Source organism: Citrobacter sp. H12-3-2, from assembly GCF_009649895.1.
Classification (GTDB): Bacteria; Pseudomonadota; Gammaproteobacteria; order Enterobacterales; family Enterobacteriaceae; genus Citrobacter; species Citrobacter portucalensis.
On the sequence record NZ_CP045837.1, the window covers coordinates 4,120,679 to 4,145,420 of the forward strand.

Sequence of the window (24,742 nt, forward strand, 5' to 3'; positions counted from 1 at the left end):
GCGCATGATTAACGTTATTGTTGCCACCCATGGTCCCCTGGCGGAAGCGCTTCTCGCCAGCGGTCGTATGGTTTACGGAGAATTACCGCATGTTTATCCCGTCACGCTGAGTGAACAGGCAGGTATCGAAGGGTTTAAACAGACGTTCTCTCAGGTTCTCGCAAGTGCCGGGAAAAACGCTGACGGCGTTCTGGTGTTGTGTGACATGCAAAGCGGTACGCCGTGGAATGTCGCCTGCCATCATGCGTTTTCTGCACAAACGGTTCCTCCCGTTGCCGTTGTGGCGGGAGTCAATTTCCCAATGTTGTTACAAAGCGAAGAGATCTGCCATTTAACGGACGTTCATGCCGCAGCCGTCGAGCTGCTGGCGTTGACGGTACCCACGCTGATTAAAGCCGCCCCGGTTTTATCCGTTCAGTCCGACGATTTTTAAAGGAAACCACTATGAGTATTTCTTTTGTACGTATCGATGACCGCGTAATCCATGGGCAGCTCGTGACACGTTGGGCCAAAGAGCTGCCCTGTGACGGAATTGTCGCTATAGACGACGCCGTCGCGGCCGACCCTCTGCTCTCTTCGGTGATGAAAGGCGCTGTACAGGACACCAAAGTCTGGTTGTTTGATACGGCCACCGCGATTGAAAAACTGCCAAAAGTCATTGCCAGCGAGAAGCGTTATTTTGTCATTGGTAAATCCCCCGTGACGCTCAAACGCATTGAAGAAGCGGGTATCAGCCTGAAAAATGCCAACGGCAAGATTAATGTGGGTCCAATGAGTGCTCGTGCTGATACCACCACCATCGGCCCAAATCAGTCGGTCAACGGGGATGAAATTGCCGCTTTTGACTGGCTAACGCAGCATGGGCACCTGGTTGAGTTTCGCCTGGTGCCTGATGCCAGTTGCTACAGCTGGCAGGACGCACGTCAGAAGCTGAAATAAGGAACGCACGATGATTATCGAAGCTACGTTGATTGGCATACTTTGCTATCTCGGCGCCCTCAGCAGCCCCTGGCTGCTGGGACTGACCGGCGGCTGGTACCTGATCACCCGCCCGCTGATTTCCGGAATGCTGGTCGGGATTATTCTCGGCGACATTAAAACCGGGATTATGATTGGTGTTGCGGTTCAGGCGGTGTATATCGCGATGGTCACGCCCGGCGGTTCAATGCCCGCCGACCTCAACTTTGTCGCTTACCCGGCAATTGCTTTAGGGATCCTTTCCGGAAAAGGCCCTGAAGTCGCGGTCGCGCTGGCGGCCACAATCGGTATCGCCGGAACCATTTTGTTTAACGCGATGATGGTACTGAACTCTTTCTGGAATCACCGGGCAGATGTGGCGCTGGAACGGGGCGATGAACGCGGTATTTACCTGAACAGCGCCGTCTGGCCACAGGTGACAAACTTTGTCCTGCGTTTTGTTCCGACCTTTGTTGCGGTCTACTTCGGGGCGCAATACATCAGCGGCTTTATGGACAGTTTGCCGAAAATTGTTCTGTCGACGATGAACGTACTGGGCGGCATTTTACCCGCCGTCGGGATCGCGATTTTGCTCAAGCAGATCATCAAAAACTACACCATGTTGATCTACTTCCTCGTCGGTTTTGTCTGCATCGTCTTTTTAAAACTCAACATGGTCGCGCTGGTGATCGTCGGTTCACTGCTGGCGTTGATCCATTACAACTACAAACCGGAACCGCCGCAGGCCGCGAATGCAAAGTCGGTAGCCGATGATGATGAGGATGAATTCTGATGGAAGAACGTACACTTACGCGTAAAGATCTTCGCCGCTGTTGGCGCGCATGGATGATGCACAACTTGTCATCGATGAGCTTTGAACGTCTGGAATCTTTTGGCTTTTGCCTGAGCATGCTTCCGGTGGCGAAAAAGCTCTATCCCGACGCAGCCCAACGTACTGAAATGCTGCGCCGCCACGCCTCGTTTTATAATACGGAACCCCAGATAGGCGCGATCGTAAATGGCATGGTACTGGGGCTGGAAGAGAAAAAAGCGAACGGTGAGCCGATCGATGGGGAGACCATCAACACCCTGAAAGTTGGTCTGATGGGCCCTATTGCCGGGATCGGCGATTCAATGATCCCTGGCATGCTGATCCCTATCCTGCTCAGCATCGGTATGGCCCTGGCGGCCGGCGGTAATATTCTGGGGCCGCTGTTTTATACCGTTGCCTGGTTGGCCATCATCATTCCCGGCTCGTGGTTCCTGTTCCTGAAAGGCTACAAGATGGGTTCCGGCTCGGTGGAAATGCTGGTGAGCAGCAAGTCTGCCCGTCTGCGTGAAGCGTTATCGCTGCTGGGCGTGTTTGTCATGGGTGGCGTGGCGGCAAGTTACGTTAAGCTTGGCACCGGGCTGGAATTTATTACCAAAGATGGGGTGAATATCCATGTTCAACAAATGCTGGACGGTATCTTCCCGCAGTTACTGCCGCTGATTGTGGTACTTGGCACCTGGTATCTGATGGCCAAGCGTGGTGTGTCGCCAGTGAAAGCGATGATTTTACTGTTGATACTGGCCGCCCTCGGCGTCGCCACGGGCCTGTTTGCGGGGTAGTGCCTGTCATTTGCCGGATGGCGCGTACGCTTATCCGGCCTACTGTACTGTGCCGCGTTTTTCAGTTTGTAGGCCAGACAAAGTCAGTACCGGGGCTATGCCCCGGCTCTTTATGGGTGAAAGTTTTGCCACAGCTCGGGATGCTTGTCCGGGCGCGATATAAATTGAAATCGCGCCGGGTCCTCGATGAACTGCTGGTAAACAGGTGCGGAAGTAATCGAGAACTCCGTATATTGTCGGGGCGTAATGGCCTGCAGTCGTCCGGGAATGTAACGCGGATTATGCTGCCAGATAACGTTGTTTCCCTGCAGTAACGGGTACCACGCCAACCCTTTATGCGCACGCACGGCCTCGTACTCAAAACCATATTCACGATCGCACCACGCGCCAAAAGTTAACGGGACATCCGGATCTGCGGATATGGTCGCATGCCCCCAGCCGGGTGGTACCAACACTTTCTCACCGGGTCCGGCGATTACCGCGAAACAGCGGCCCGGGTCGTCCTCAACATACTCCTGCATATAGATTATCGCTTTTCCCTGCCAGATTTCGTATAGCTCCGGCGGGGACCAGCCGCTGTGCTGGCTGATACGATGAATATGTCCCTGACTACGCACCGGCTCTTCCCCCAACCGTCCCGCCGCATAGGTCACCACGCCAAATAACAGCATCCGCTTTTTCAACTCTTCGCGATCCTGCATTCGCGCCACATCCATCGCAATGGCATACACCTCTTGCGGCCCTTCACAGTGCGGATCGCGCAGCGAGGCGCGGATGTCATCGAGTTGACGAATTTCCGGCATCGGCCCGGTAACCTCATCCCCATAGCTAAAACCAAGCGGGTGATGATGAACCGTCATATTGAGGCCGTAAGAATGCGCTAAGTCAGCCATTCTGTACCTCCTTCGCCTGAACCCTCTTATTTTCCTCAAAGACTCTGATCCTGAAGCCCCTGGTGAGCGCCGCATAATCATGTCCCGCAATCCCCGGCCAAACGGCGAGCGCCGACAGCACCTCTTCCCCGGTATTGATTAACCGGTGCGCGGTAAAGCCGGGGATAATGTGGACGGATCCGGCGAATACTTTTTCCAGCCTCGCGTCGCCCTGTTCGGTTTGCAACAACAGCAAACCGGTGCCACGCAGACCAAAATAGACTTCCCCCTGTTCGCGGCGCGCATGGAAATGCCCGCGGGTCATAAAATACTCGCAGCCGACCCGGCCAGGATAAAGATGGGTAACGCCGGTGTAGAGTTCACCTTCAGCGGAAGACGTATCCAGCATCTCAACGTCATACACGACCTGCTCGCCAGCCAATTGCTGACGGGCGTTTTCATCGGCAAAAACGTCAGTAAGATCCTGAATACGGGTAGATTTGCGCAATAACGGGCCATCGGCCAAAGCGCCGCTTGCCCACGCCACCTGCGGTGGCTGGATAAAAGAAAGGTTCATATGTGTCTCCGGCCCGAGGAGAACAACAGGATCAGATTAGCAGATTAATCGATTAACCTGCTAATTCTGTCTGCATATTGCGGGCCGGATCACAGCCTCAAGGGGCCAGTGCCAGCACCTCTGCTACCCACTGCTGGAAACCTTCCACGTTCAGGCCCAGCGCAACCTGCGCATTTGCCGGATGCCCCAAACGTCCTTCGATATCCACCACCGTCGTACCCGAGGTATATTCGCCCTGGGTTTCAACCGCCACGAAACACGGCTGCAGGGTAAACAGTTCCGGGCGCACCAGCCAGGCAATGGCGCACAGATCGTGCATTCGCAGCCCCGTATTCATACTGCCGCTACGGTAATGGCTAAACAGCGCATGCAGCATTTTTCCCGTCTGGTTAAGTTGGGGGAGTGTCGCCAGATAGTCCGGGGCAAGCATAGCCTGATTAGTGACATCCAGCCCACACATCACAATCTCCAGCCCACTCTGGAAGACTTTCGCGGCGGCCTCGGGATCGATAGCAATATTAAACTCGGCGTTGGGTGTGAAGTTCCCGCGTCCGGCAGAGCCGCCCATAATCACCAGACGCTGAATGTTGAATACGCATTCAGGATAATGGGTCAGCAGCAGCGCAATGTTGGTCAGCGGGCCAATTGCCACCAGCGTCACGGGCTGCGGGGCATGCATCAGCGCATCGCGAATCGCCTGAAAGGCGGGTTTTGCCATCGCCTGGCGGTCGTGTTCGACAAATTCATACCCTTCCATACCGGACTCGCCGTGCACGGAAGCGGCATCACGCAGCGGCCGCACCAGCGGCATTGATGCTCCCTGCGCCAGTGGAACATCCGCATTCCAGAAGTGCAGCAGTTGCAACGCATTGCGAGTGGTTTTTTCCACCGACACATTGCCTGCTACCGTGGTCATCAGTTGCAGATCCAGCTCAGGGGCAAACAGCGCAGCAGCAATGGCGGCGGCATCATCAATGCCGGGATCGGTATCAAGAATGATCGGTAAGCGCATGGTTTCTCCATAAAAAAATGCCAGACGTTAAGTCTGGCATCTTCTCATAATCGTAACCGGAAAGACTTACTCTACTTCACGAACATCCACACGCAGCTCTTTCGGCACTTCGAAAACGATGTTCTCTTCGCGGCCTTCCAGCGGAATAGCTTCCCCACCGCCAAGCTCCTGCAGGCGAGCAATCACGTTTTGCACCAGGATATCCGGCGCCGAGGCTCCGGCCGTCACGCCTACGCACTTCGCCTCTTTCACCCACGCTTCCTGGATGTCGGTCGCATCGTCAATCAAATACGCCGCTTTCCCCATTCGCTGGGCCAGTTCAGCCAGACGGTTTGAGTTAGAGGAGTTCTTCGAGCCGACCACCAGCACAACATCAGCCTGTTCCGCCAGCGCGCGAACCGCTTCCTGACGGTTGGTGGTGGCATAACAGATATCGTCTTTGCGCGGCCCGACAATTTTCGGGAAGCGTTGGCGCAGCGCATCAATAACGTCAGAAGTGTCGTCGACGGAAAGCGTTGTCTGCGTCATGAAGGATAATTTTCCTTCATTTTTCACATTCAGTTTCAGCACATCATCCGGTGATTCAACCAGATACATTCCCCCTTGCGGGTTGCTGTACTGGCCCATCGTGCCTTCGACTTCCGGGTGCCCGGCGTGACCAATCAGAATGGATTCTTCGCCACGACGACTGGCACGGGCAACTTCCATATGCACCTTCGTTACCAGCGGGCAGGTCGCATCAAAAACCGTGAGGTCACGGCCTTTGGCTTCGTTACGCACCGCCTGAGATACGCCATGAGCGGAGAAAATCAGGATCGCGCCATCCGGCACTTCGCTGATTTGCTCGATAAAAATAGCGCCGCGCTCGCGCAGGCTATCCACCACATAGCGGTTATGCACCACCTCGTGACGGACATAAATCGGCGCGCCGTAAATAGCCAGCGCGTTTTCCACAATGCTGATAGCGCGGTCTACACCAGCGCAAAAACCGCGCGGGTTGGCCAACAGGATCTGCATTTTACGCCTCCAGTGCCGGTTCGACTTCCAGCACTTCAATATCAAAATGAACGGTATGCCCGGCCAGCGGATGGTTGAAATCAACCGTGATCGAGTCACCGTTAATTTCGCGGATCACGCCAGGCATCTCACTGCCGTCCATTGCGGTAAAGAGCATGATAGCGCCAATTTCTGGCTCGCCCGCGTCCATAAACTCCCGACGCGAGAAATACTGAATTAAGTCCGGACTTGACACGCCAAAGGCGGCATCCGGTTCCAGAGCAAAAGTGGTTTTATCACCTTCTTTTAGCCCCAGCAGGTGTTGTTCCAGTCCTTCAGACAGAGAACCGTCGCCTAGGCGAAACAGCGCAGGCTTGCCGTTATTGCGGGTTGACTCTGCGGTTGAGCCATCGTCGAGCTTAAGGGTGAAGTGCACCAGCACCGCACTGTTACTCTGTACTGATTTAGACATGCAGGTTGCTCTTTAAAATTGCTGCCGCCTGTTTGCCCGGTGGCGGTACGCTTACCGGGCCAACAAGGATCGCAGTATATTGTAGGCTGGATTAGCATAGCGCCATCCGGCATTTTTTTATGCGGCTTTTTTCTCTTTCGACGGCAGGAAGCCTTCGAGAACAATCAATGCCGCGCCGATACAGATAGCAGTATCGGCCAGATTGAAGGTCGCGAAATGCCAGTCGCCGACGTAAAAGTCAATCATATCAACCACGAATCCGTGCCACAGGCGGTCGAACAAGTTGCCCAGTGCACCGCCAATGATTAACGCATACGCGATGTTGTTCAGCTTCTGGGTCGCCTTCGAGCGATACATCATCACCATCAGGATGACGCAAATACCGATGGCGATTCCGGCAAAGAACCAACGTTGCCAGCCGCCGCTGTCGGCTAAGAAGCTAAACGCCGCACCATAGTTACGCGCGTAGTGCATATTAAGCGACGGAAACAGCGACACCGTATCCCCCAGAGCAAAGTTCTGGAGGATCAGGTATTTGCTGCCTAAATCGATAATCAGCACGACTACCACCAGCCACAGCCAGCGTAGTCCTGTTGAACAAAGAGGCTTACTCATCAGGCAAACTTACGTTGTTCGCCATCACCGGCGATGTTGCTGACACAGCGTCCGCAGATATCTGCATGTTCCGCCACCTGGCCGACGTCGGTAGTGTAATGCCAGCAGCGCGGGCATTTCTCACCTTCGGCTTTGCTCAGTACGATTTTCAGACCTTTGAGCAGTTCGCTCTGCTGAGCATCAGCAGGAGCCGCTGCATAATCCGCAACCGTCGCACCAGAGGTCAGCAGTACAAAACGCAACTCTTCGCCCAGCGCGGTCAGTTTCGCCGCCAGCTCAGGTTCAGCGTACAGGGTCACTGCAGCCTCCAGAGAACCACCGACTTTCTTATCCGCACGCGCCTGTTCGATGACTTTGTTCACTTCACCACGCACTTTCAACAGCTCGTCCCAGAAGGCATCGTTCATCGCTTCGGTTTCGCCTAAGCCAAACAGACCTTCGTACCATTCACCGGTAAAGACATACTTCTCACGATCGCCCGGCAGGTAGCCCCAGATTTCATCGGCGGTGAAGGACATGATCGGCGCCATCCAACGAACCAGCGCTTCAGCGATATGGAACAGCGCTGTCTGGCAGCTACGACGCGCCACGCTATCCGCTTTCGCGGTGTACTGACGGTCTTTGATGATGTCGAGGTAGAACGAACCCATTTCGACGGAGCAGAAGCGCATCAGGCGCTGTACCACTTCGTGGAAGTCATAGGCTTCATAGGCTTTCAGGATTTCGTCCTGCGCCGCTTGCGCACAACCTACCGCCCACCTGTCCAGCACCACCATCTCTTCCGGTTTCACCATGTCTTTAACCGGATCGAACCCATTCAGGTTCGCCAGCAGGAAGCGCGCGGTGTTACGGATACGACGATAGCTGTCGGCAGCACGTTTCAGAATTTCGTCAGAAACGGCCATTTCACCGGTATAGTCGGTTGAAGCCACCCACAGACGCAGAATATCCGCGCCCAGTTTGTTCATCACATCCTGCGGAGAAACGGTGTTACCGATAGACTTGGACATCTTACGGCCCTGACCATCAACGGTGAAACCGTGAGTCAGTACCTGGCGATAAGGTGCTTTGCCTTTCATGGCGGTGGAGATCATCAGAGATGACATGAACCAGCCACGGTGCTGGTCAGAGCCTTCCAGATACATATCGGCCGCATGGCCTGCAAACTCAGGACGCACGTCCACGACGGAGGAGTGGGTTGAACCAGAGTCGAACCACACGTCCAGCGTATCCGGGACTTTGACATACTGGTCAGCTTCGTCACCGAGGATATCTTTCGGATCGAGATCCCACCACGCCTGGATGCCGTCAACTTCAACGCGTTTAGCCACTTCTTCCATCAGTTCGATAGCGCGCGGATGCAGCTCTTCGGTGTCTTTGTGAACAAACAGAGACATCGGCACACCCCACGTACGCTGACGGGAGATACACCAGTCAGGACGGTTGGCAACCATCGATTCAATACGCGCCTGGCCCCAGTCCGGGATCCACTGCACGCCTTTGATCTCTTTCAGCGACTGCGCACGCAGGCCTTTCTGGTCCATGCTGACGAACCACTGTGGGGTCGCGCGGAAGATGATCGGTGACTTGTGACGCCAGCAGCATGGGTAGCTGTGCTGCATCTTCTCAACGTGCAGCAGCGCACCTTTTTCGCTCAGCAGCGCAACGATTTTGTCGTTGGCTTTAAAGACGTTCACGCCGTCCAGATCCGGATAGGTACCCGCCAGGTATGCGCCGTCCGGGCCAACCGGGTTAGCGATTTCCAGACCGTATTTCTGGCTGATGACGTAGTCATCCGGACCGTGACCGCCAGCGGTATGAACCGCACCGGTACCCGCATCCAGCGTAACGTGATCGCCAAGAATAGCCGGTACATCGAAGCCCATAAACGGATGGGTAAAGCGCAGCAGTTCCAGCTCAGCGCCTTTAACGGTGCCGAGAATGGTGTATTCAGCCGCGCCAATACGCTGCATGACGCTTTCAACCAGATCTTTCGCCAGAATCACAGCCTGGCCGTCAATCTGCACCAGCGCATAGTCAAAATCAGGTGCCAGAGAGATTGCGCGGTTCGCCGGTAACGTCCACGGGGTAGTGGTCCAGATAACCAGAGAGATCGGGCCGTTGACGTCAGAAACGCCAAATTTCGCTTTCACCGCATCCTGATCGGCGGCGTGGAACGCCACGTCGATGGACGGGGAGGTTTTGTCATAATACTCAACTTCCGCTTCCGCCAGCGCGGAACGGCAGTCAACGCACCAGTGCACCGGCTTCGCACCTTTGTGCAGGTGACCGTTACCGATGATTTTACCCAGCGCACGAATGATGTTGGCTTCGGTTTTGAAGTCCATGGTCAGGTACGGATGCGACCAGTCGCCCAGTACGCCAAGACGGATAAAGTCTTTACGCTGACCGTCAACCTGGGTCGCTGCGTATTCGCGGCACTTGGCACGGAACTCAGCGGCGGTAAACTTCTCGCCCGGTTTGCCGTATTCCTGCTCTACTTTCAGCTCGATCGGCAGACCGTGGCAGTCCCAGCCCGGAACGTAAGGCGAGTCATAACCCGTGAGTCCTTTGGACTTCACGATAATGTCTTTCAGAATCTTGTTAACCGAGTGACCAATATGAATGCTGCCATTCGCATAAGGAGGGCCATCATGCAGAATGAAGGTTTTTTTGCCTTTTTTGGCCGCACGAATGATGCCGTACAGGTCATCATCAGTCCAACGCGCCAGCATTCCCGGTTCGCGCTTGGCGAGATCGCCGCGCATCGGGAACCCTGTTTCCGGCAAATTCAGGGTTGATTTATAGTCACTCATCAGATTCTCGGTTCCGTATTTAAAACTCGTATAGGCATTAAGCCGGTTTTGTTAGCCCAAAAAATTCACGGGCAGTCAACTCATCACGCGCAATCTGCGCTTTTAGTTCATCCAGCGAGGCAAATCGCTGTTCGCTGCGTATTTTTTTACGCAGTACTACATCTATATGGCGACCATACAGGTCCATTACAACGTCCAATAGATGCACTTCCAACTGTTGGCGTACGCCTGCTACCGTCGGGCGGGTGCCGATGTTGGCGACGCCGGGCAACGGTTTATCGCCCAGTCCCATCACTTCAACTGCATAAACCCCTTTCACCGGAGAAACCTGGCGACGCAGCGGTAAGTTTGCCGTCGGAAAACCGATGGTGCGCCCTAATTCATCACCGTGAACGACACGTCCTGAGATAGTAAAAGGATGCCCAAGCAGGCTTTCGGCCAGTTGCAGGTTATCTTCTGCCAGCGCCTGACGTACCGCGGTGCTGCTAATGCGCACACCGCCTTCGCAGAAGGTTTGGGTGCTGGTGATATCAAAACCATACTCAGCGCCCGCTTCCTGTAATAACAAGAAATCGCCCGCACGGCTAGCGCCAAAGCGGAAATCATCACCAACGGCAAGAAATTGTACACCAAGGCGCTTAACCAGCAGATCGCTGATGAAGGTCTGCGCCGTTAATGCCGCAAAGCGCCTGTCAAAACGCACGCACAGCACGTAGTCCACGCCGCATTCCGCCAGATAACGCAGTTTTTCGCGCAGGCGAGTGAGGCGCGCAGGTGACTTGTCGGTCGCAAACAGCTCCAGCGGCTGCGGCTCGAAAATCATCACCATCACCGGTAAATTGCGTTTGCGCCCTTCTTCCCGTAAACCCTGCAGCAACGCACGGTGACCACGGTGCACGCCGTCGAAATTACCAATAGTCAGCACACACCCATGCGGGGCCTGACTGAGATTATGTATGCCTCGTATCAGCTTCATGTCTGGCTCAAAACAGTGAAAATCGTGAAAGTATACCCTGTACCGCGGTCAACGTTAACCGGCGATTGTTTCTACGAAACAGAAAGAGGATTGTTTTCATTGTTATGAAACAAATTGCAGACCTTCACGGGCACGCCAATGCAATTTTTCTCGTGGAAAAGCTGTATTCACGGCACGCAAGCTGGTAGAATCCTGCGCCATCACTACGCAACGAGTGCTGCAATTTAAACGGCGCTTATTTGCACAAATCCATTGACAAAAGAAGGCTAAAAGGGCATATTCCTCGGCCTTTGAATTGTCCATATAGAACACATTTGGGAGTTGGACCTTGGCTAATATCAAATCAGCTAAGAAGCGCGCCGTTCAGTCTGAAAAGGCCCGCAAGCACAACGCTAGCCGTCGCTCTATGATGCGTACTTTCATCAAGAAAGTATACGCAGCTATCGAAGCTGGCGACAAAGCTACTGCACTGAAAGCATTTAACGAAATGCAACCAATCGTGGACCGTCAGGCTGCTAAAGGTCTGATCCACAAAAACAAAGCTGCACGTCATAAAGCAAACCTGACTGCACAGATCAACAAACTGGCTTAATCGCCTGCTTGTTGTCGCTTTGTGAAAAAACCCGCGCAAGCGGGTTTTTTTATGCCTGCTATCTGACGTTTTTCTCTTTAGCCACTGATGTTGTTCTCGCTCGTTCACACTCTTCCTGACCAGCCTGTTTTTTCAGCTATCCCTTCCTCAGTCGCGTCGCGTAATACGTGAAAGTTATTTTCTTTCACTGTTTTCCTTTTTTTATTTCATTATTAAAAAAACTGTGACCACCTTAGCAAATAGAAACATCGTTCATTCAAAAACGAATAAACGCAATCCTGATGTAAGATTTGATAATTGATTGCTGCGGTAGGGTTAACTACTTTTCATGTACACCTTACTCACTCATTTTAATCTGAGGTTAAATTCAGTAACGACATAAAAAATAATATTTAAAACTTGCTTGGAAAGTAGAAGCTGTTTTTCTGGGCGTATCGTTCCAGTATCGGAGTTATTATTATGAGTTCTGTTATTGAGGATACCCAGTCATGCGGGTCAACATCATTATCTTTACTACAGCGTATTAGCTACGGCTCTTTGGATGTGGCGGGTAATCTGCTGTATTGTTTCGGTTCAACTTACATTTTATATTTCTACACAGACGTTGCAGGTATTAGCCTCGCCGTAGCAGGCGTCATCCTGCTGCTGGCACGTATTGTCGATGGCATAGACGCCCCCATATGGGGGATCATCATCGATAAAACGCGTTCGCGTTACGGTAAATGCCGCCCCTGGTTTTTATGGTTGCCATTACCTTTTGCCGTATTCAGCGCCCTGTCATTTTGGTCTCCTGATATCAGTATGACCGGAAAAGCTATCTATGCAGCAATATCTTATATGATTGCCAGCATTCTATTTACCGGACTTAATACACCGCTCAGTGCAATATTACCCCTGATGACCTTATCTCCTAAGGAAAGACTGGTTTTAAATTCCTGGCGAATGACCGGTGGGCAAATTGGGGTTTTATTAATGAATGCGACCGCACTGCCGTTAGTTTCTTTTTTAGGTAACGGAAATGATCATGCGGGTTTTATTTATACGGCGATTATATTTGCCGTAATATCCTGTTCGCTAACGCTTTTCGCCTTTAAAAATATCCGAGAAATGAATACGGATAAAATTCAACAAGAACCTAAATTGCCGATGAAAAAGAGTTTTGCGGCAATGAAAGGCAACTGGCCATGGATCCTGATGGTGCTGGCAAACCTGATCTTCTGGATTGCCCTACAACAACGCTCCACAACGATTGTCTACTATCTGACCTACAACCTCGACCGCAAAGATCTGGTTCCGCTGATTAACAGCCTGGCGACAATTCAGATCCTGTTTATCATCGCTATCCCCTTCTTTAGCAAATACCTGGCTAAAACGTGGATATGGGTAGGCGGTCTGCTGGTCGCCACGCTTGGCGGCATCATGATGTGGCTGGCAGCGAACAACATTCCTTTTCTCATCGCCGCCTGGGTACTCGGCAATATCGGCAGCGGTATCGCCTGCTCAATGCCGTTTGCCATGCTGGGCTTCGCCGTCGATTTCGGCGCATGGAAGACGGGTATTAAGGCTACCGGCATTCTTATCGCCTTCGGCAGCACCTTCTGCATCAAGATGGGTAGTGGCCTCGGTACCGCTTTCGCTGCCTGGATCATGAACAGTTTTGGCTATGTCCCCAACCATGCCCAGAGTGCTGCGGGTCTGGAGGGAATTACCTGGGCCTTTATCTGGGCACCCGCCCTACTCTTCGCGCTCGCAGCGATCCCACTACTTTTCTTTCGTAAATACGAAGCGATGGAAGAGAAGATTCGCCACGATCTGGAAACCATCAACTAAAAACGATCTTTACCTTCACCCTCGAAATATGGGAGGCACCACCATGCCATTTATGCAACATGACCCGCGTCGCCTGGTCTGGCAGCAAAACGATCGCTATTTATGGATTGAACCCTGGGGCGAGAACAGCCTGCGCGTACGCAGTGGCCGTCATCTGCCGGTAATGAGAAATGAAGACTGGGCATTGACTGAGCCAGTCGCAGAAAGCCACTGCCATATTGTTTATGAACACCACCAGGCGACGCTGACCAACGGCAAAATTATCGCTATCGTCAATCAAAAAGGACAAGTTACCTTTTACCGCCATCCACACAAACCTCTGTTGCAGGAGTTCTGGCGCCTGCGGGGCGAAATTGGCGAGGATGAATCTTCTCACGGCCAGTACGTCAGCGCACTCAACCTTGAAGGGCGCGAATTCCGCCCTATTCAGGGTGGAAAATATTCACTTAAAGCCCGCTTCGAAGCCACTGAAGGGGAAAAAATTTATGGTATGGGGCAGTATCAACAGGCTAACCTGGATCTCAAAGGATGCGTTCTTGAGCTGGCGCAACGTAACTCCCAGGCCTCAGTACCGTTTATGCTCTCCAGTCTGGGCTACGGATTTTTATGGAACAACCCGGCAGTCGGGCGCGTAACCTTTGCCCACAACGTTACCGAATGGGAAGCACAGGTCAGCGAACAGCTGGACTACTGGATCACGGCTGGCGATACCCCGGCAGAAATTAGCCGGGCATATGCGCTGGCTACCGGCACACCGCCGATGATGCCGGACTACGCCATGGGCTTCTGGCAGTGCAAACTCCGCTATCGTACGCAGGCAGAGCTGCTGGAGGTTGCCCGCGAATATAAGCGCCGCAATCTGCCTATCTCGGTGATCGTTATCGACTTCTTTCACTGGCCGAATCAGGGTGACTGGATGTTCGATGCGCGCGACTGGCCCGACCCTGATGCCATGATTGCCGAGCTGAAATCGCTGGGAATTGAGCTGATGGTCTCCGTCTGGCCGACGGTGGATAACCGCACCGAAAGCTATCGGGAGATGCGCGAAAACGGCTGGCTGGTACAGACGGAACGTGGCTTGCCGATCAATATGGATTTCCTCGGCAACACCACTTTCTTTGATGCTACCCATCCGGGTGCGCGGGACTACGTCTGGGGCAAAGCCAAACGCAACTATTATGATAAGGGCGTGAAGCTATTCTGGTTAGACGAAGCCGAACCTGAGTTCAGCGTTTATGACTATGACAACTATCGCTACCATGCCGGGCCGGTACTGGAAGTGGGCAATATCTACCCGCGAATGTACGCCAAAACCTTTTTTGATGGCATGAAAGCCGATGGTGAAGACAAGGTTATCAACCTGCTACGCTGCGCCTGGGCCGGCAGTCAAAAGTATGGCGCACTGGTCTGGTCAGGTGATATTCACTCCTCGTTTAGATCGCTACGCAACCAGTTTGCCGCCGGACTCAATATGGGAATCGCGGGGATACCGTGGTGGACGACGGATATCGGTGGTTTTCATGGCGGTAATATTCACGACCCACATTTCCATGAACTGCTGATCCGCTGGTTCCAGTGGGGCGTATTTAGCCCGGTGATGCGTCTGCACGGCAACCGCGATCCGCAGATTTTACCGGAACAACCGTACCGGGATGGTATCGCCCAGTGTCCTACCGGTGCACCGAACGAAATCTGGAGCTACGGTGAGGACGTGTGCGACGTACTGACGGGTTGCCTGGCGTTGCGAGAGAAACTGAAGCCCTATATCAAAGCGCTGATGGAGGAAACCCATAAGCACAATACGCCAGTGATGCGCCCCCTGTTTTTTGATTTCCCCGAACAGGAAACAAGTTGGGCAATCACCGACCAGTACTGTTTTGGTCCTGACCTGCTGATTGCCCCCGTAATGCATGAAGGTATGCGCGAACGTGATATCTGGCTACCGGAAGGGGAAACATGGACGGATCTTACGACCGGCGAGAGTTATTCGGGAGGGCAAACGTTGCACTATGCCGCGCCATTGAACAAAATTCCGGTATTTATCCGCGAAGGTGGGCAGTATCGTAGCTTATTGAGGCTATAGCATGAAACCGGCTGCGGGTGAGTACCGCAGCCGGAAGTATTACGGTAAGTATGTCTACTGTGGCTTGAACAATGCCGAGTAGTCCGCATTGCAAATACGCTGCACCGCCGGATGCTGGATCATTCTTTCCGCAAATATGGCGTGATACTCTTCCATCACATTTTCTACGCGTCCAATTTCAACAATAGAATCATCGGCATAGAAATTGTGCGAATACAAAGTAGGTGCAACAAAAATAGCATTATGCGTTGCCCCAAACGCTTTCATCAGCGCAGCGTCATCAAACTCACCGAGGATTTCAACATTCAATCCTTGTGAGTTGATCCAGTTCAGCAGCTTACGTCCGAGCATCGAACGACGTCCTGGGATCAGCAACCGACGCTCCTCAAGGCAGGCCGGGAATGGTTTTTCAGGCAGCGGTTTGGTGCACCAAAAACTTACGCTGCATTCGCCTATCCGCACTGAGAACAACCCTTCCTGCTGCGTAGAATCAATCGGACAGTCGGAGATAATCATATCCAGCTTATGCTGGCTGAGTTGATCCAACAGCATCTCGTGCGTTGACTCAAAACAACGCAGATGGATTTGTTCATCTTCAACCACAGCGGCATCCAGTACGCTGCTGACCAACTGCTTCGATAGCGCATCCGCCACGCCGACATCGAACAGCAAATTAGACTCTTTGCGGTAGTTCACGATATCCAGCATTTCCTGGCTTAAGGTGAACATCTTATCCGCGTAACGAAAAACCAATTCGCCTAACTCACTGGGCTCCAGCCCACGCCCCTTCCGCTTAAACAATTTTCCCTGTAAGCGTTCCTCAAGCGCTTTAATCTGCCCGGTAATGGTCTGCGGTGTCAGATAAAGCGCTTCTGCTGCACCAACCACTGACCCTTCTTTATAGACATGCCAAAAGTAGTACAGATGGTTGTAATTTATATGAGACATACTCTCTCCCTGAAAATTGTCACGAAAGGGTTATCCCGTCAGGCTGATGCGTTCAACCGGGCACGTAACCAGCAGTAACCTATCACTGCCGACAACAAGGAGCCGATCAGGATCCCCAGTTTTGCCCAGTTAATCAGCTCAGGATCGACGTTGCCAAACGCCAGGCTGGCAATAAAAATCGACATCGTAAAGCCAATACCGCAAAGAATACCGACCGCCATAATCTGCTGGAAATTCGTTCCTTCCGGCAATTGCGCCACCTTGAGGCGTAACGCCAGCCAGCAAAACAGACTGATACCCAACGGCTTACCGATCAACAAACCCGCAATGATCCCCAGCGGTAACACCGAGGTCAGTCCATCAATAGTGACGCCCTGCAGTGAAACGCCTGCGTTAGCGAAGGCAAACAGTGGCAGGATCAGGTATGCCACCCATGGATGCAGAACATGCTCCAGTCGCTTCGCCGGTGAACGCCCGTGTTTTTCCTTCAATGGAATGAAGAAGCCCACGATCACGCCCGCCAGCGTTGCATGCACGCCAGACTTCAGTACGGCAGTCCACAGCACCACGCCGACCAGAATATAAATACCGGTGCGTCTCACTCCGCACAGATTCAATCCTGCCAAAACAAGGATTGCGCACGCGGCAACGCCCAGCGACAGCAGCGAGAGGTCGCTGGTATAGAACAGTGCGATGATTACGATAGCACCGAGGTCATCAATAATCGCCAGCGCCATCAGGAAGATTTTCAACGCCAGTGGTACACGACTGCCCAACAACGCCAGCACACCTAACGCAAAAGCAATATCCGTTGCCGCCGGGATCGCCCACCCTTCACGGGTGATGGGATCGGCATAGTTGAATGCCAGGTACAGCAGCGCCGGGACAATCATGCCCCCGATAGCAGCAATGATCGGGAACGCCGCCTGACGCAGACTGGCCAGCGAACCTTGCATTAACTCGCGCTTTACTTCCAGACCAATCAACAGGAAGAACACCGCCATCAACGCGTCGTTGATCCACAGCAGCATATTTTTGTTGATCTCAAGCGCGCCAACCCGCAGTTGAACGGGCGTTTCCAAAAAGGCGTGGTACCATCCACTGGTAACCCCGATATTTGCCATCAGCATAGCGACCACGGCTGCGATGATCAGAATGATGCCCCCCGAGGCGTCACTACTAAAAAAACGATGCAGATGTTTCACTTTTATTCTCTCTATTGGGTGAATACTTCGTAAATACTATCTTACACCCTCAAAAAGCTCGTTAAAATTAGATTATTCATGATGAATAAATCGGTTTTTACGATCTATACAGAGTAAGTCGATAAAGATTTTCCGAGCGGAAAACAGAAATAAAAAAGCCTGAGACTTTTCAGTCCCAGGCTTTTTATTCGAGATAAAACTGCGAATTAGCGAGTCAGATCGTCAAAGAACTTCTTCACACCGTCGAAGAAACTTTTGGAGCGCGGACTGTTTTGTTCGCCGGTCGGGCCGCCAAAGCTGTCCTGCAGATCTTTGAGCAGTTGCTTCTGCTTGTCGTTCAGGCCCACTGGGGTTTCAACCACCACGCGGCACAGCAGGTCGCCCTGAGCGCCACCGCGTACAGACTTGACGCCCTTTCCACGCATGCGGAAAAGTTTGCCAGTTTGCGTTTCGCCCGGAATTTTTAGCTTCACGCGACCGTCCAGCGTTGGGACTTCAATCTCGCCGCCCAGCGCAGCCATCGCAAAGTTAATCGGTACTTCGCAGTACAGGTTATTGCCTTCACGTTCGAAAATTGGGTGCTGTTTTACCTGCACCTGAACGTACAAATCACCAGCTGGCGCACCATGTTCACCGGCTTCACCTTCGCCCGCTAAACGAATGCGGTCGCCGGTATCAACCCCTGCCGGGATCTTAACGGACAGCGTTTTGCTTTTCTCAACACGACCATGACCGTGGCATTTGTTGCACGGATCTTTGATCAGCGTACCGCGGCCCTGACAGTGTGGACAGGTCTGCTGTACGGCAAAAAAGCCCTGACGCATCTGTACCTGACCAGAACCGTGACAGGTTGGACAGGTCTGTGGCTGAGTACCTGCCTTCGCACCGCTACCGTGGCAGACGTCACACTCTTCCAGAGTCGGAATACGGATCTCTTTGGTGACGCCACGCACGGCTTCTTCCAGAGTGAGATCCATGTTGTAACGTAAATCAGCACCACGTGAGGCGCGCTGACGACCACGACCGCCGCCAAAGATATCGCCAAACACGTCACCAAAGATATCGCTGAAGTCAGCCCCGCCGCCAAAACCGCCGCCGCCGCCCATGCCGCCTTGCTCAAACGCAGCATGACCGTACTGATCGTAAGCCGCACGTTTTTGCGCATCGGTCAGGATTTCGTACGCTTCTTTGATCTCTTTAAACTTGGCTTCGGCCTCTTTATCACCCTGGTTGCGGTCCGGGTGAAATTTCATGGCCAGGCGCTTGTAGGCCTTTTTGATTTCACGCTCTTCCGCTGACTTGGAAACGCCTAAAATCTCGTAATAGTCTTGCTTAGCCATCTCTTTTTATCTGCCCCTAACATGCGTGCACGGGCGGAGAGGAAACCTCTTCGCCCGTGCCAGTAATTACCCGTTCAAAGGGCGATTATTTTTTGTCTTTCACTTCTTCAAACTCGGCGTCGACAACGTCGTCATCTTTCGCGTTGTTTGCAGAAGCATCAGCGCCTGCTGCACCAGCCTGCTGCTGTGCGTGCTGCTGCTGAGCGATTTCCATCAGTTTCTGGGAAACCTGTGCCAGCGCCTGCATTTTCGCTTCGATATCCGCTTTGTCTTCGCCTTTCAGAGAAGTTTCCAGCGCTGTCAGTGCAGACTCGATGGCAGTTTTGTCGTCAGCTGGCAGTTTGTCGCCTGCTTCTTCAACCTGCTTACGAGTGCTGTGCAGCAGATGGTCACCCTGGTTACGAGTCTGAACCAGCTCTTCAAACTTACGGTCAGATTCTGCGTTCGCTTCTGCTTCGCGAACCATTTTCTGAATTTCTTCTTCGTTCAGACCAGAAGAAGCCTTGATGGTGATCTTCTGCTCTTTACCGCTGTTTTTGTCTTTCGCGGAAACGTGCAGGATACCGTCGGCATCGATGTCAAAAGTAACTTCGATCTGCGGCATACCGCGCGGAGCCGGGCTGATACCATCCAGGTTAAATTGACCCAGATCTTTGTTATCAGCGGCGCGTTTACGTTCACCCTGCAGCACGTGGATGGTTACCGCAGACTGGTTGTCTTCAGCGGTAGAGAACACCTGGCTGTGCTTGGTCGGGATAGTGGTGTTTTTCGCGATCAGTGGAGTCATCACGCCACCCATGGTTTCGATACCCAGAGACAGCGGGGTAACGTCCAGCAGCAGCACGTCTTTCACATCACCGGTCAATACACCACCCTGAACGGCAGCACCGATTGCCACAGCTTCGTCCGGGTTAACGTCTTTACGCGGCTCTTTACCGAAGAACTCAGCAACTTTCTTCTGTACCATCGGCATACGAGTCTGACCACCGACCAGGATAACGTCCTGAACGTCGGAAACAGACAGACCAGCATCCTGCAGAGCAACTTTCAGCGGCTCGATAGAACGGTTAACCAGGTCTTCAACCAGGCTTTCCAGTTTCGCACGGGTCACTTTGATGTTCATGTGTTTCGGACCAGTCGCGTCTGCAGTAATGTACGGCAGGTTCACGTCGGTCTGCTGAGCGGAAGACAGTTCGATCTTCGCTTTCTCAGCGGCTTCTTTCAGACGCTGCATCGCCAGCGGGTCATTACGCAGATCGATACCCTGATCTTTCTTAAATTCGTCAACCAGGTAGTTGATCATACGGCTGTCGAAGTCTTCACCACCCAGGTGGGTATCACCGTTGGTTGCCAGAACTTCGAAGGTTTTTTCGCCGTCAACTTCGTCGATTTCGATAATAGAGATATCGAAAGTACCACCACCGAGGTCATAAACCGCGATAGTACGGTTGCCGACTTCTTTATCCAGACCGTAAGCCAGTGCCGCTGCGGTCGGTTCGTTGATGATACGTTTTACTTCCAGACCTGCGATACGGCCAGCATCTTTGGTTGCCTGACGCTGAGCATCGTTGAAGTATGCAGGTACGGTGATAACCGCTTCAGTTACCGGTTCGCCCAGGTAATCTTCAGCCGTTTTCTTCATTTTTTTCAGCACTTCAGCAGAAATCTGCGGCGGTGCCATTTTCTGACCTTTTACGTCAATCCATGCATCACCGTTGTCAGCACCGATGATTTTGTACGGCATGATGGCTTCATCACGCTGTACTTCTTCGTCCTGGAAGCGGCGGCCAATCAGGCGTTTAATCGCAAACAGGGTGTTTTGCGGGTTTGTCACTGCCTGACGTTTAGCCGGCTGACCAACCAGAGTTTCACCATCCTGGGTATAAGCAATGATAGAAGGCGTGGTGCGATCGCCCTCGGCGTTCTCCAGCACACGTGCAGTAGTGCCATCCATAATCGCTACACAAGAGTTGGTAGTACCCAGGTCGATACCAATAATTTTACCCATCTAAACGTCTCCACTAAAAATTCGGTCATCATGTGGTTGTGAATCTGTAATAAGGGCGAAACGTGCGGTTTCAACTACCCTGAATCGTTTTTTTTCAGACTCACCACTGCGGTTGTCTACAAGATGGGGTCGTAACCCACGTCATCAAGGGGGGCATGAAAATTTTTTTTAGCACAGTGGCGATAAAATTAAGGTAAAAAGGCAGAAAGGCAAAAAAACGAATAGTTTCCAATCAAAATCAATTCACAAAACAAATCAAAACCAGCACGGTCATTCATGTGAAAATTGTAATAAAAAGAAAAGATTACGACCATGAAACGGTTTCCCGTCGGCGGTAAGATGGTCTGATGTCACACACTTTTACAGCCGTCAAAGAGAAATTCCATGAAATCCGTGTTAACCCTTTCCACCAGCCTGCTTATGGGCCTGCTGCTGAGCAGCGCCGCGCACGCTAACGATCATAAAGTTCTGGGTATGATTGCGATGCCCCGCAACGCAACCAACGATCTCACGCTGAGAATTCCCGTTTGCCGGGTAGTGAAGCGCATTCAGCTCACCGCCGATCGCGGCGATATTAAACTTAACGGCGCATCCGTCTACTTCAAAGCAGTACGCACTTCCAGCCAAAGCCTGAACGTCCCGTCATCCATTAAAGAGGGACAAACGACCAACTGGATCACTATTAATAGCGACAACGACAATAAACGCTGCGTGTCTAAAATCACCTTCTCAGGCCAGTCAGTAAACTCCTCTGACATGGCAACGCTGAAAGTTATTGGCGACGATTAATTCCGCACATTTTGATTCAGAAGCCATAGAAAACATGCGGGGCAGACACGCGGTTGATGTGAAAGCCATTGAACTGGAATAACCACTGCCGCGCCCATGACGCAGCGCCATCTGGCGATGGGTATTTCTCACCAGATCGTCCACCAAATCTCTCAGATCCCGGCGGCACTTCAAATCGTCTGTCTTAGCAAAATGATCAACCACGCGTAAGCGTGATGTCCATCACAGGGAAAATAATTCATTTTCCCTTCGTTAGATCATAGACAGTGCCCTCTCCCCTGATTATCATGCCGCGCCCCGAAGACAGTGATCGTTATTTGGGGAAACTATTTCACCATTCAATCAATGATGATTTTGAGGAATTATGGGCAACACTAAGTTGGCTAATCCGGCACCGCTGGGCCTGATGGGCTTTGGCATGACCACCATTCTGCTTAACCTGCACAACGCGGGTTTCTTCGCCTTTGACGTTATTATTCTGGCGATGGGCATTTTCTACGGCGGTATCGCGCAAATATTTGCCGGTCTGCTGGAATATAAAAAAGGCAACACCTTCGGTTTAACCGCCTTTACCTCCTACGGTTCGTTCTGGCTGACGCTGGTTGCAATCCTGATCATGCCGAAAATGGGCCTGGCGGATGCAACCAATGGTCAGTTCCTGGGCGTATACCTGGGTCTGTGGGGCGTGTTCACACTGTTCATGTTCTTCGGCACGCTGAAAGCTAACCGCGCGTTGCAGTTTGTCTTCCTGAGCCTGACAGTGCTGTTCGCACTGCTGGCGGTCGGCAACATTGCAGGTAACGAAGCGATCATTCACGTTGCTGGCTGGATTGGCTTAGTGTGTGGCGCAAGCGCCATTTACCTGGCGATAGGTGAAGTGCTGAACGAACAGTTTGGCCGTACCATCCTGCCGATCGGTGAAGCGCACTAATCTGACGCTATCCCCCCGAACGGGGGGATATTCCTTACAAGCGCTGTAACTCTCCCTGCACGCTTGTATCGCGATGATAAATATCCTGTCGCAGCCAAATCCCCAGACCTAACCCCACCAGCGATAACGCCAGCACATACCAGGCCGGAGCCATTGGCGACACGCTCATTAACATCGTCACGGCGATTGGCGTCAGACCACCAAAAATGGCGTACGACACGTTGTAAGAAAAGGAGATTCCGGTAAAGCGGACCTCCGCCGGAAACGCCCGCACCATCACATAAGGCACAGCCCCCACCACGCCAACGCACAACCCTACCAGCCCGTATAGCAAAAACAAATGCTGAGGATGGCTGCCGGTCAGATGATAGAAAAACCAGCTTGAACAGGCCAGCAGCAGGCTGCCGACAATAAAGGTTTTGCTGGCGCCGACCCGGTCGACAATAAACCCGGCCAGCAGACAGCCGACGCACAGCATAATGGTCGCGACACTGTTGGCTTGTAACGTCAACGCCGGTGCAAAACCATACTGCTTCTGCAACCAGACTGGCGACATCAGGATCACCACCACAATCCCGGCCGATAACAGCCAGGTCAGCAGCATGGAAATAACCACCGCTTTTTTATGTTTGCTCACCACCGACTTCACCGGTAGCTCTTGCGCCAGCGCTTTACGCTGCTGCATTTCGAGGAAGATAGGCGTTTCCTGCAACCAGCGACGCAGGTACATCGCCACCAGCCCAAACACGCCCCCCAGCAGGAACGGGATACGCCAGCCGTAGTCATGCACCGCCTGCTGCGTCAGACTGGTATTCACCAGCGTCGCAACCACCGATCCCAGCAGAATTCCCACCGTCAGCCCGGCGGTCAGCGTGCCACAGGCAATGCCGATGCGGCGCTCCGGTACGTGCTCTGCCACGAACACCCACGCGCCCGGCACTTCTCCGCCGATGGCAGCACCTTGCAAAATGCGCATCAGGAGTAACAGCAGAGGCGCGAGGATCCCCATTGAGGCGTAGGTAGGCAAAAGACCAATCGCCAGCGTCGGTATCGCCATCAGCAAAATGCTCAGGGTGAACATTTTCTTACGCCCGACCAGATCGCCAAAGTGCGCCATGATGATGCCCCCCAGCGGACGCGCCAGATATCCGGCGGCAAAAATGCCGAAGGTTTGCACCTGACGTAGCCATTCAGGAATGTCTGCCGGGAAGAAGAGTTCGCCAACAACAGCGGCAAAGAAGACGAAGATAATGAAATCATAAAACTCAAGCGCACCGCCGAGGGCAGCAAGCGTAAGAGTTTTATAATCCTGGCGATTCAGCGGTCGAGTGTGTTGTGACATAGCAAACCATGAGTCAGTGGAGTTATTGAATCTGTCTGTCGATATATGTAAAGCAAAAATTACTATATCGTAAACAATTCAATACTCCACTGTCATTGGCACTTATGTCACGATCGGGCTACTTTCAGGCGTTTGTATCGCGGATTGCGCTTTTAGGACGAAAAGATGCTACAACAGTCGGTGCGGTTTCCACATACGGCCCATCCAGTAACTGTATACAATACGGTACACTTGCAAAAATACCCGGCACGATAACCTTACCGTCGGCATCTTTCACGCCTTCCAGCGTTTCTTTGATCGATTTCGGCTGCCCTGGCAGATTCAGAATCAACGCCTGTTTGCGAATCACACCAACCTGGCGGGAGAGAATAGCCGTTGGCACAAAGTGCAGGCTTATCTGGCGCATCTGCTCGCCAAAGCCCGGCATCTGGCGGTCGGCTACGGCCAGCGTGGCATCAGGCGTTACATCGCGGCGGGCCGGACCCGTTCCGCCGGTAGTCAGCACCAGATGACAGCTCATTTCATCCACCAGCTCACATAAGGTCTGTTCGATGATCGCCTGTTCATCCGGGATCAGTCGCGTTTGCAGCTCAAAAGGGGTGGTAAGGGCAGATGCCAGCCACTCTTCAAGGGCCGGGATACCTTTATCCTGGTAAACGCCGCTGGAAGCACGGTCAGAAATGGAAACCAGGCCAATGCGTAAAGTATTCATGATTATTCCGTTTAAACAGTCTCGTTAAACAGAATGATACACTGCGAAGGGAAGGACA

23 protein-coding genes and 1 pseudogene are annotated in these 24,742 nt (G+C 52.7%); 9 read left to right on the forward strand and 15 right to left on the reverse strand.

The features are described 5' to 3' along the window. The first annotated feature begins 4 nt into the window (after positions 1-4). Genes GHC22_RS19600 through GHC22_RS19615 form a run of 4 tightly spaced genes read left to right on the forward strand, consistent with a single transcriptional unit; the run spans position 5 to position 2,568 of the window. The gene (locus GHC22_RS19600) at positions 5-433 is read left to right on the forward strand and encodes a PTS sugar transporter subunit IIA (protein ID WP_153753754.1); all 429 of its coding nucleotides are present in this window, start codon (positions 5-7) and stop codon (positions 431-433) included. A gap of 11 nt (positions 434-444) precedes the next feature. Then, on the forward strand, positions 445-939 hold the full coding sequence (locus GHC22_RS19605; RefSeq protein WP_003837349.1) for a PTS sugar transporter subunit IIB: 495 nt from the start codon (positions 445-447) through the stop codon (positions 937-939). 10 nt (positions 940-949) lie between these two features. Continuing rightward, entirely contained in the window at positions 950-1,750 is an 801-nt protein-coding gene (locus GHC22_RS19610) for a PTS sugar transporter subunit IIC (protein ID WP_048236158.1), read from the forward strand. Continuing rightward, positions 1,750-2,568, forward strand: a complete 819-nt coding sequence (locus GHC22_RS19615; RefSeq protein WP_016151643.1) for a PTS system mannose/fructose/sorbose family transporter subunit IID — start codon at positions 1,750-1,752, stop codon at positions 2,566-2,568. Before GHC22_RS19610 ends, GHC22_RS19615 begins: the two co-directional genes overlap by 1 nt. Before the next feature lie 110 nt (positions 2,569-2,678). Here GHC22_RS19615 and GHC22_RS19620 read toward each other — a convergent pair whose 3' ends face one another. From GHC22_RS19620 to GHC22_RS24725, 9 genes and pseudogenes are all read right to left on the reverse strand, one after another. Further along, positions 2,679-3,461 carry a glucose-6-phosphate isomerase family protein gene (locus GHC22_RS19620; RefSeq protein ID WP_153753755.1) on the reverse strand — a complete coding sequence of 261 codons (783 nt, stop codon included), beginning with the start codon at positions 3,459-3,461 and terminating at the stop codon, positions 2,679-2,681. After that, positions 3,454-4,017 carry a glucose-6-phosphate isomerase family protein gene (locus GHC22_RS19625; protein ID WP_153753756.1) on the reverse strand — a complete coding sequence of 188 codons (564 nt, stop codon included), beginning with the start codon at positions 4,015-4,017 and terminating at the stop codon, positions 3,454-3,456. The genes GHC22_RS19620 and GHC22_RS19625 overlap by 8 nt, the downstream gene beginning before the upstream one ends. Before the next feature lie 97 nt (positions 4,018-4,114). Beyond that, complete coding sequence (gene rihC / locus GHC22_RS19630) at positions 4,115-5,029, reverse strand: ribonucleoside hydrolase RihC (protein WP_153753757.1); 915 nt, start codon at positions 5,027-5,029, stop codon at positions 4,115-4,117. Positions 5,030-5,095: 66 nt separating this feature from the next. Next, entirely contained in the window at positions 5,096-6,046 is a 951-nt protein-coding gene (gene ispH, locus GHC22_RS19635; RefSeq protein ID WP_003018925.1) for a 4-hydroxy-3-methylbut-2-enyl diphosphate reductase, read from the reverse strand. A 1-nt stretch (position 6,047) separates the two neighbouring features. Further along, on the reverse strand, positions 6,048-6,497 hold the full coding sequence (fkpB, locus tag GHC22_RS19640) for an FKBP-type peptidyl-prolyl cis-trans isomerase (RefSeq protein WP_003018929.1): 450 nt from the start codon (positions 6,495-6,497) through the stop codon (positions 6,048-6,050). A gap of 117 nt (positions 6,498-6,614) precedes the next feature. Beyond that, positions 6,615-7,112, reverse strand: a complete 498-nt coding sequence (gene lspA, locus GHC22_RS19645; protein WP_153753758.1) for a signal peptidase II — start codon at positions 7,110-7,112, stop codon at positions 6,615-6,617. Beyond that, a complete protein-coding gene (gene ileS / locus GHC22_RS19650; protein ID WP_003829724.1) occupies positions 7,112-9,928 on the reverse strand; it encodes an isoleucine--tRNA ligase in 2,817 nt (938 codons plus the stop codon). Before ileS ends, lspA begins: the two co-directional genes overlap by 1 nt. A 37-nt stretch (positions 9,929-9,965) precedes the next feature. Then, positions 9,966-10,904 (reverse strand): bifunctional riboflavin kinase/FAD synthetase, encoded by a 939-nt coding sequence (gene ribF / locus GHC22_RS19655; protein ID WP_003829725.1) that lies wholly within the window; start codon positions 10,902-10,904, stop codon positions 9,966-9,968. Positions 10,905-10,911: 7 nt separating this feature from the next. Next, a pseudogene (locus GHC22_RS24725) lies at positions 10,912-11,127 on the reverse strand (DUF2575 domain-containing protein). A 105-nt stretch (positions 11,128-11,232) separates the two neighbouring features. On the opposite strand from GHC22_RS24725, the gene rpsT reads away from it, so the two are divergent. The 3 genes from rpsT (at position 11,233) to GHC22_RS19675 (ending at position 15,409) form a co-directional block, all read left to right on the forward strand. Continuing rightward, positions 11,233-11,496 (forward strand): 30S ribosomal protein S20, encoded by a 264-nt coding sequence (gene rpsT / locus GHC22_RS19665; protein WP_003018940.1) that lies wholly within the window; start codon positions 11,233-11,235, stop codon positions 11,494-11,496. Positions 11,497-11,955: 459 nt separating this feature from the next. After that, positions 11,956-13,326 (forward strand): MFS transporter, encoded by a 1,371-nt coding sequence (locus GHC22_RS19670; protein WP_153753759.1) that lies wholly within the window; start codon positions 11,956-11,958, stop codon positions 13,324-13,326. A 43-nt stretch (positions 13,327-13,369) separates the two neighbouring features. Next, complete coding sequence (locus tag GHC22_RS19675; RefSeq protein WP_153753760.1) at positions 13,370-15,409, forward strand: TIM-barrel domain-containing protein; 2,040 nt, start codon at positions 13,370-13,372, stop codon at positions 15,407-15,409. A gap of 54 nt (positions 15,410-15,463) precedes the next feature. Here GHC22_RS19675 and nhaR read toward each other — a convergent pair whose 3' ends face one another. From nhaR to dnaK, 4 genes are all read right to left on the reverse strand, one after another. After that, positions 15,464-16,357, reverse strand: a complete 894-nt coding sequence (nhaR, locus tag GHC22_RS19680) for a transcriptional activator NhaR (RefSeq protein ID WP_032942332.1) — start codon at positions 16,355-16,357, stop codon at positions 15,464-15,466. A 38-nt stretch (positions 16,358-16,395) separates the two neighbouring features. Further along, complete coding sequence (nhaA, locus tag GHC22_RS19685; protein WP_137378059.1) at positions 16,396-17,562, reverse strand: Na+/H+ antiporter NhaA; 1,167 nt, start codon at positions 17,560-17,562, stop codon at positions 16,396-16,398. A gap of 206 nt (positions 17,563-17,768) precedes the next feature. Continuing rightward, on the reverse strand, positions 17,769-18,902 hold the full coding sequence (dnaJ, locus tag GHC22_RS19690) for a molecular chaperone DnaJ (protein ID WP_003829737.1): 1,134 nt from the start codon (positions 18,900-18,902) through the stop codon (positions 17,769-17,771). Positions 18,903-18,987: 85 nt separating this feature from the next. After that, the gene (gene dnaK / locus GHC22_RS19695; protein WP_003829739.1) at positions 18,988-20,910 is read right to left on the reverse strand and encodes a molecular chaperone DnaK; all 1,923 of its coding nucleotides are present in this window, start codon (positions 20,908-20,910) and stop codon (positions 18,988-18,990) included. Positions 20,911-21,294: 384 nt separating this feature from the next. Here dnaK and GHC22_RS19700 point away from each other — a divergent pair, with 384 nt between their 5' ends. Both GHC22_RS19700 and satP read left to right on the forward strand, forming a co-directional pair. Next, positions 21,295-21,699, forward strand: a complete 405-nt coding sequence (locus GHC22_RS19700) for a DUF2541 family protein (protein ID WP_057066993.1) — start codon at positions 21,295-21,297, stop codon at positions 21,697-21,699. 364 nt (positions 21,700-22,063) lie between these two features. Continuing rightward, complete coding sequence (satP, locus tag GHC22_RS19705) at positions 22,064-22,630, forward strand: acetate uptake transporter (protein ID WP_153753761.1); 567 nt, start codon at positions 22,064-22,066, stop codon at positions 22,628-22,630. Positions 22,631-22,664: 34 nt separating this feature from the next. Here satP and GHC22_RS19710 read toward each other — a convergent pair whose 3' ends face one another. Then, complete coding sequence (locus GHC22_RS19710) at positions 22,665-23,972, reverse strand: MFS transporter (protein WP_003829746.1); 1,308 nt, start codon at positions 23,970-23,972, stop codon at positions 22,665-22,667. A 124-nt stretch (positions 23,973-24,096) separates the two neighbouring features. Beyond that, a complete protein-coding gene (gene mog / locus GHC22_RS19715; protein ID WP_131380590.1) occupies positions 24,097-24,684 on the reverse strand; it encodes a molybdopterin adenylyltransferase in 588 nt (195 codons plus the stop codon). Between the last annotated feature and the right edge of the window lie 58 nt (positions 24,685-24,742).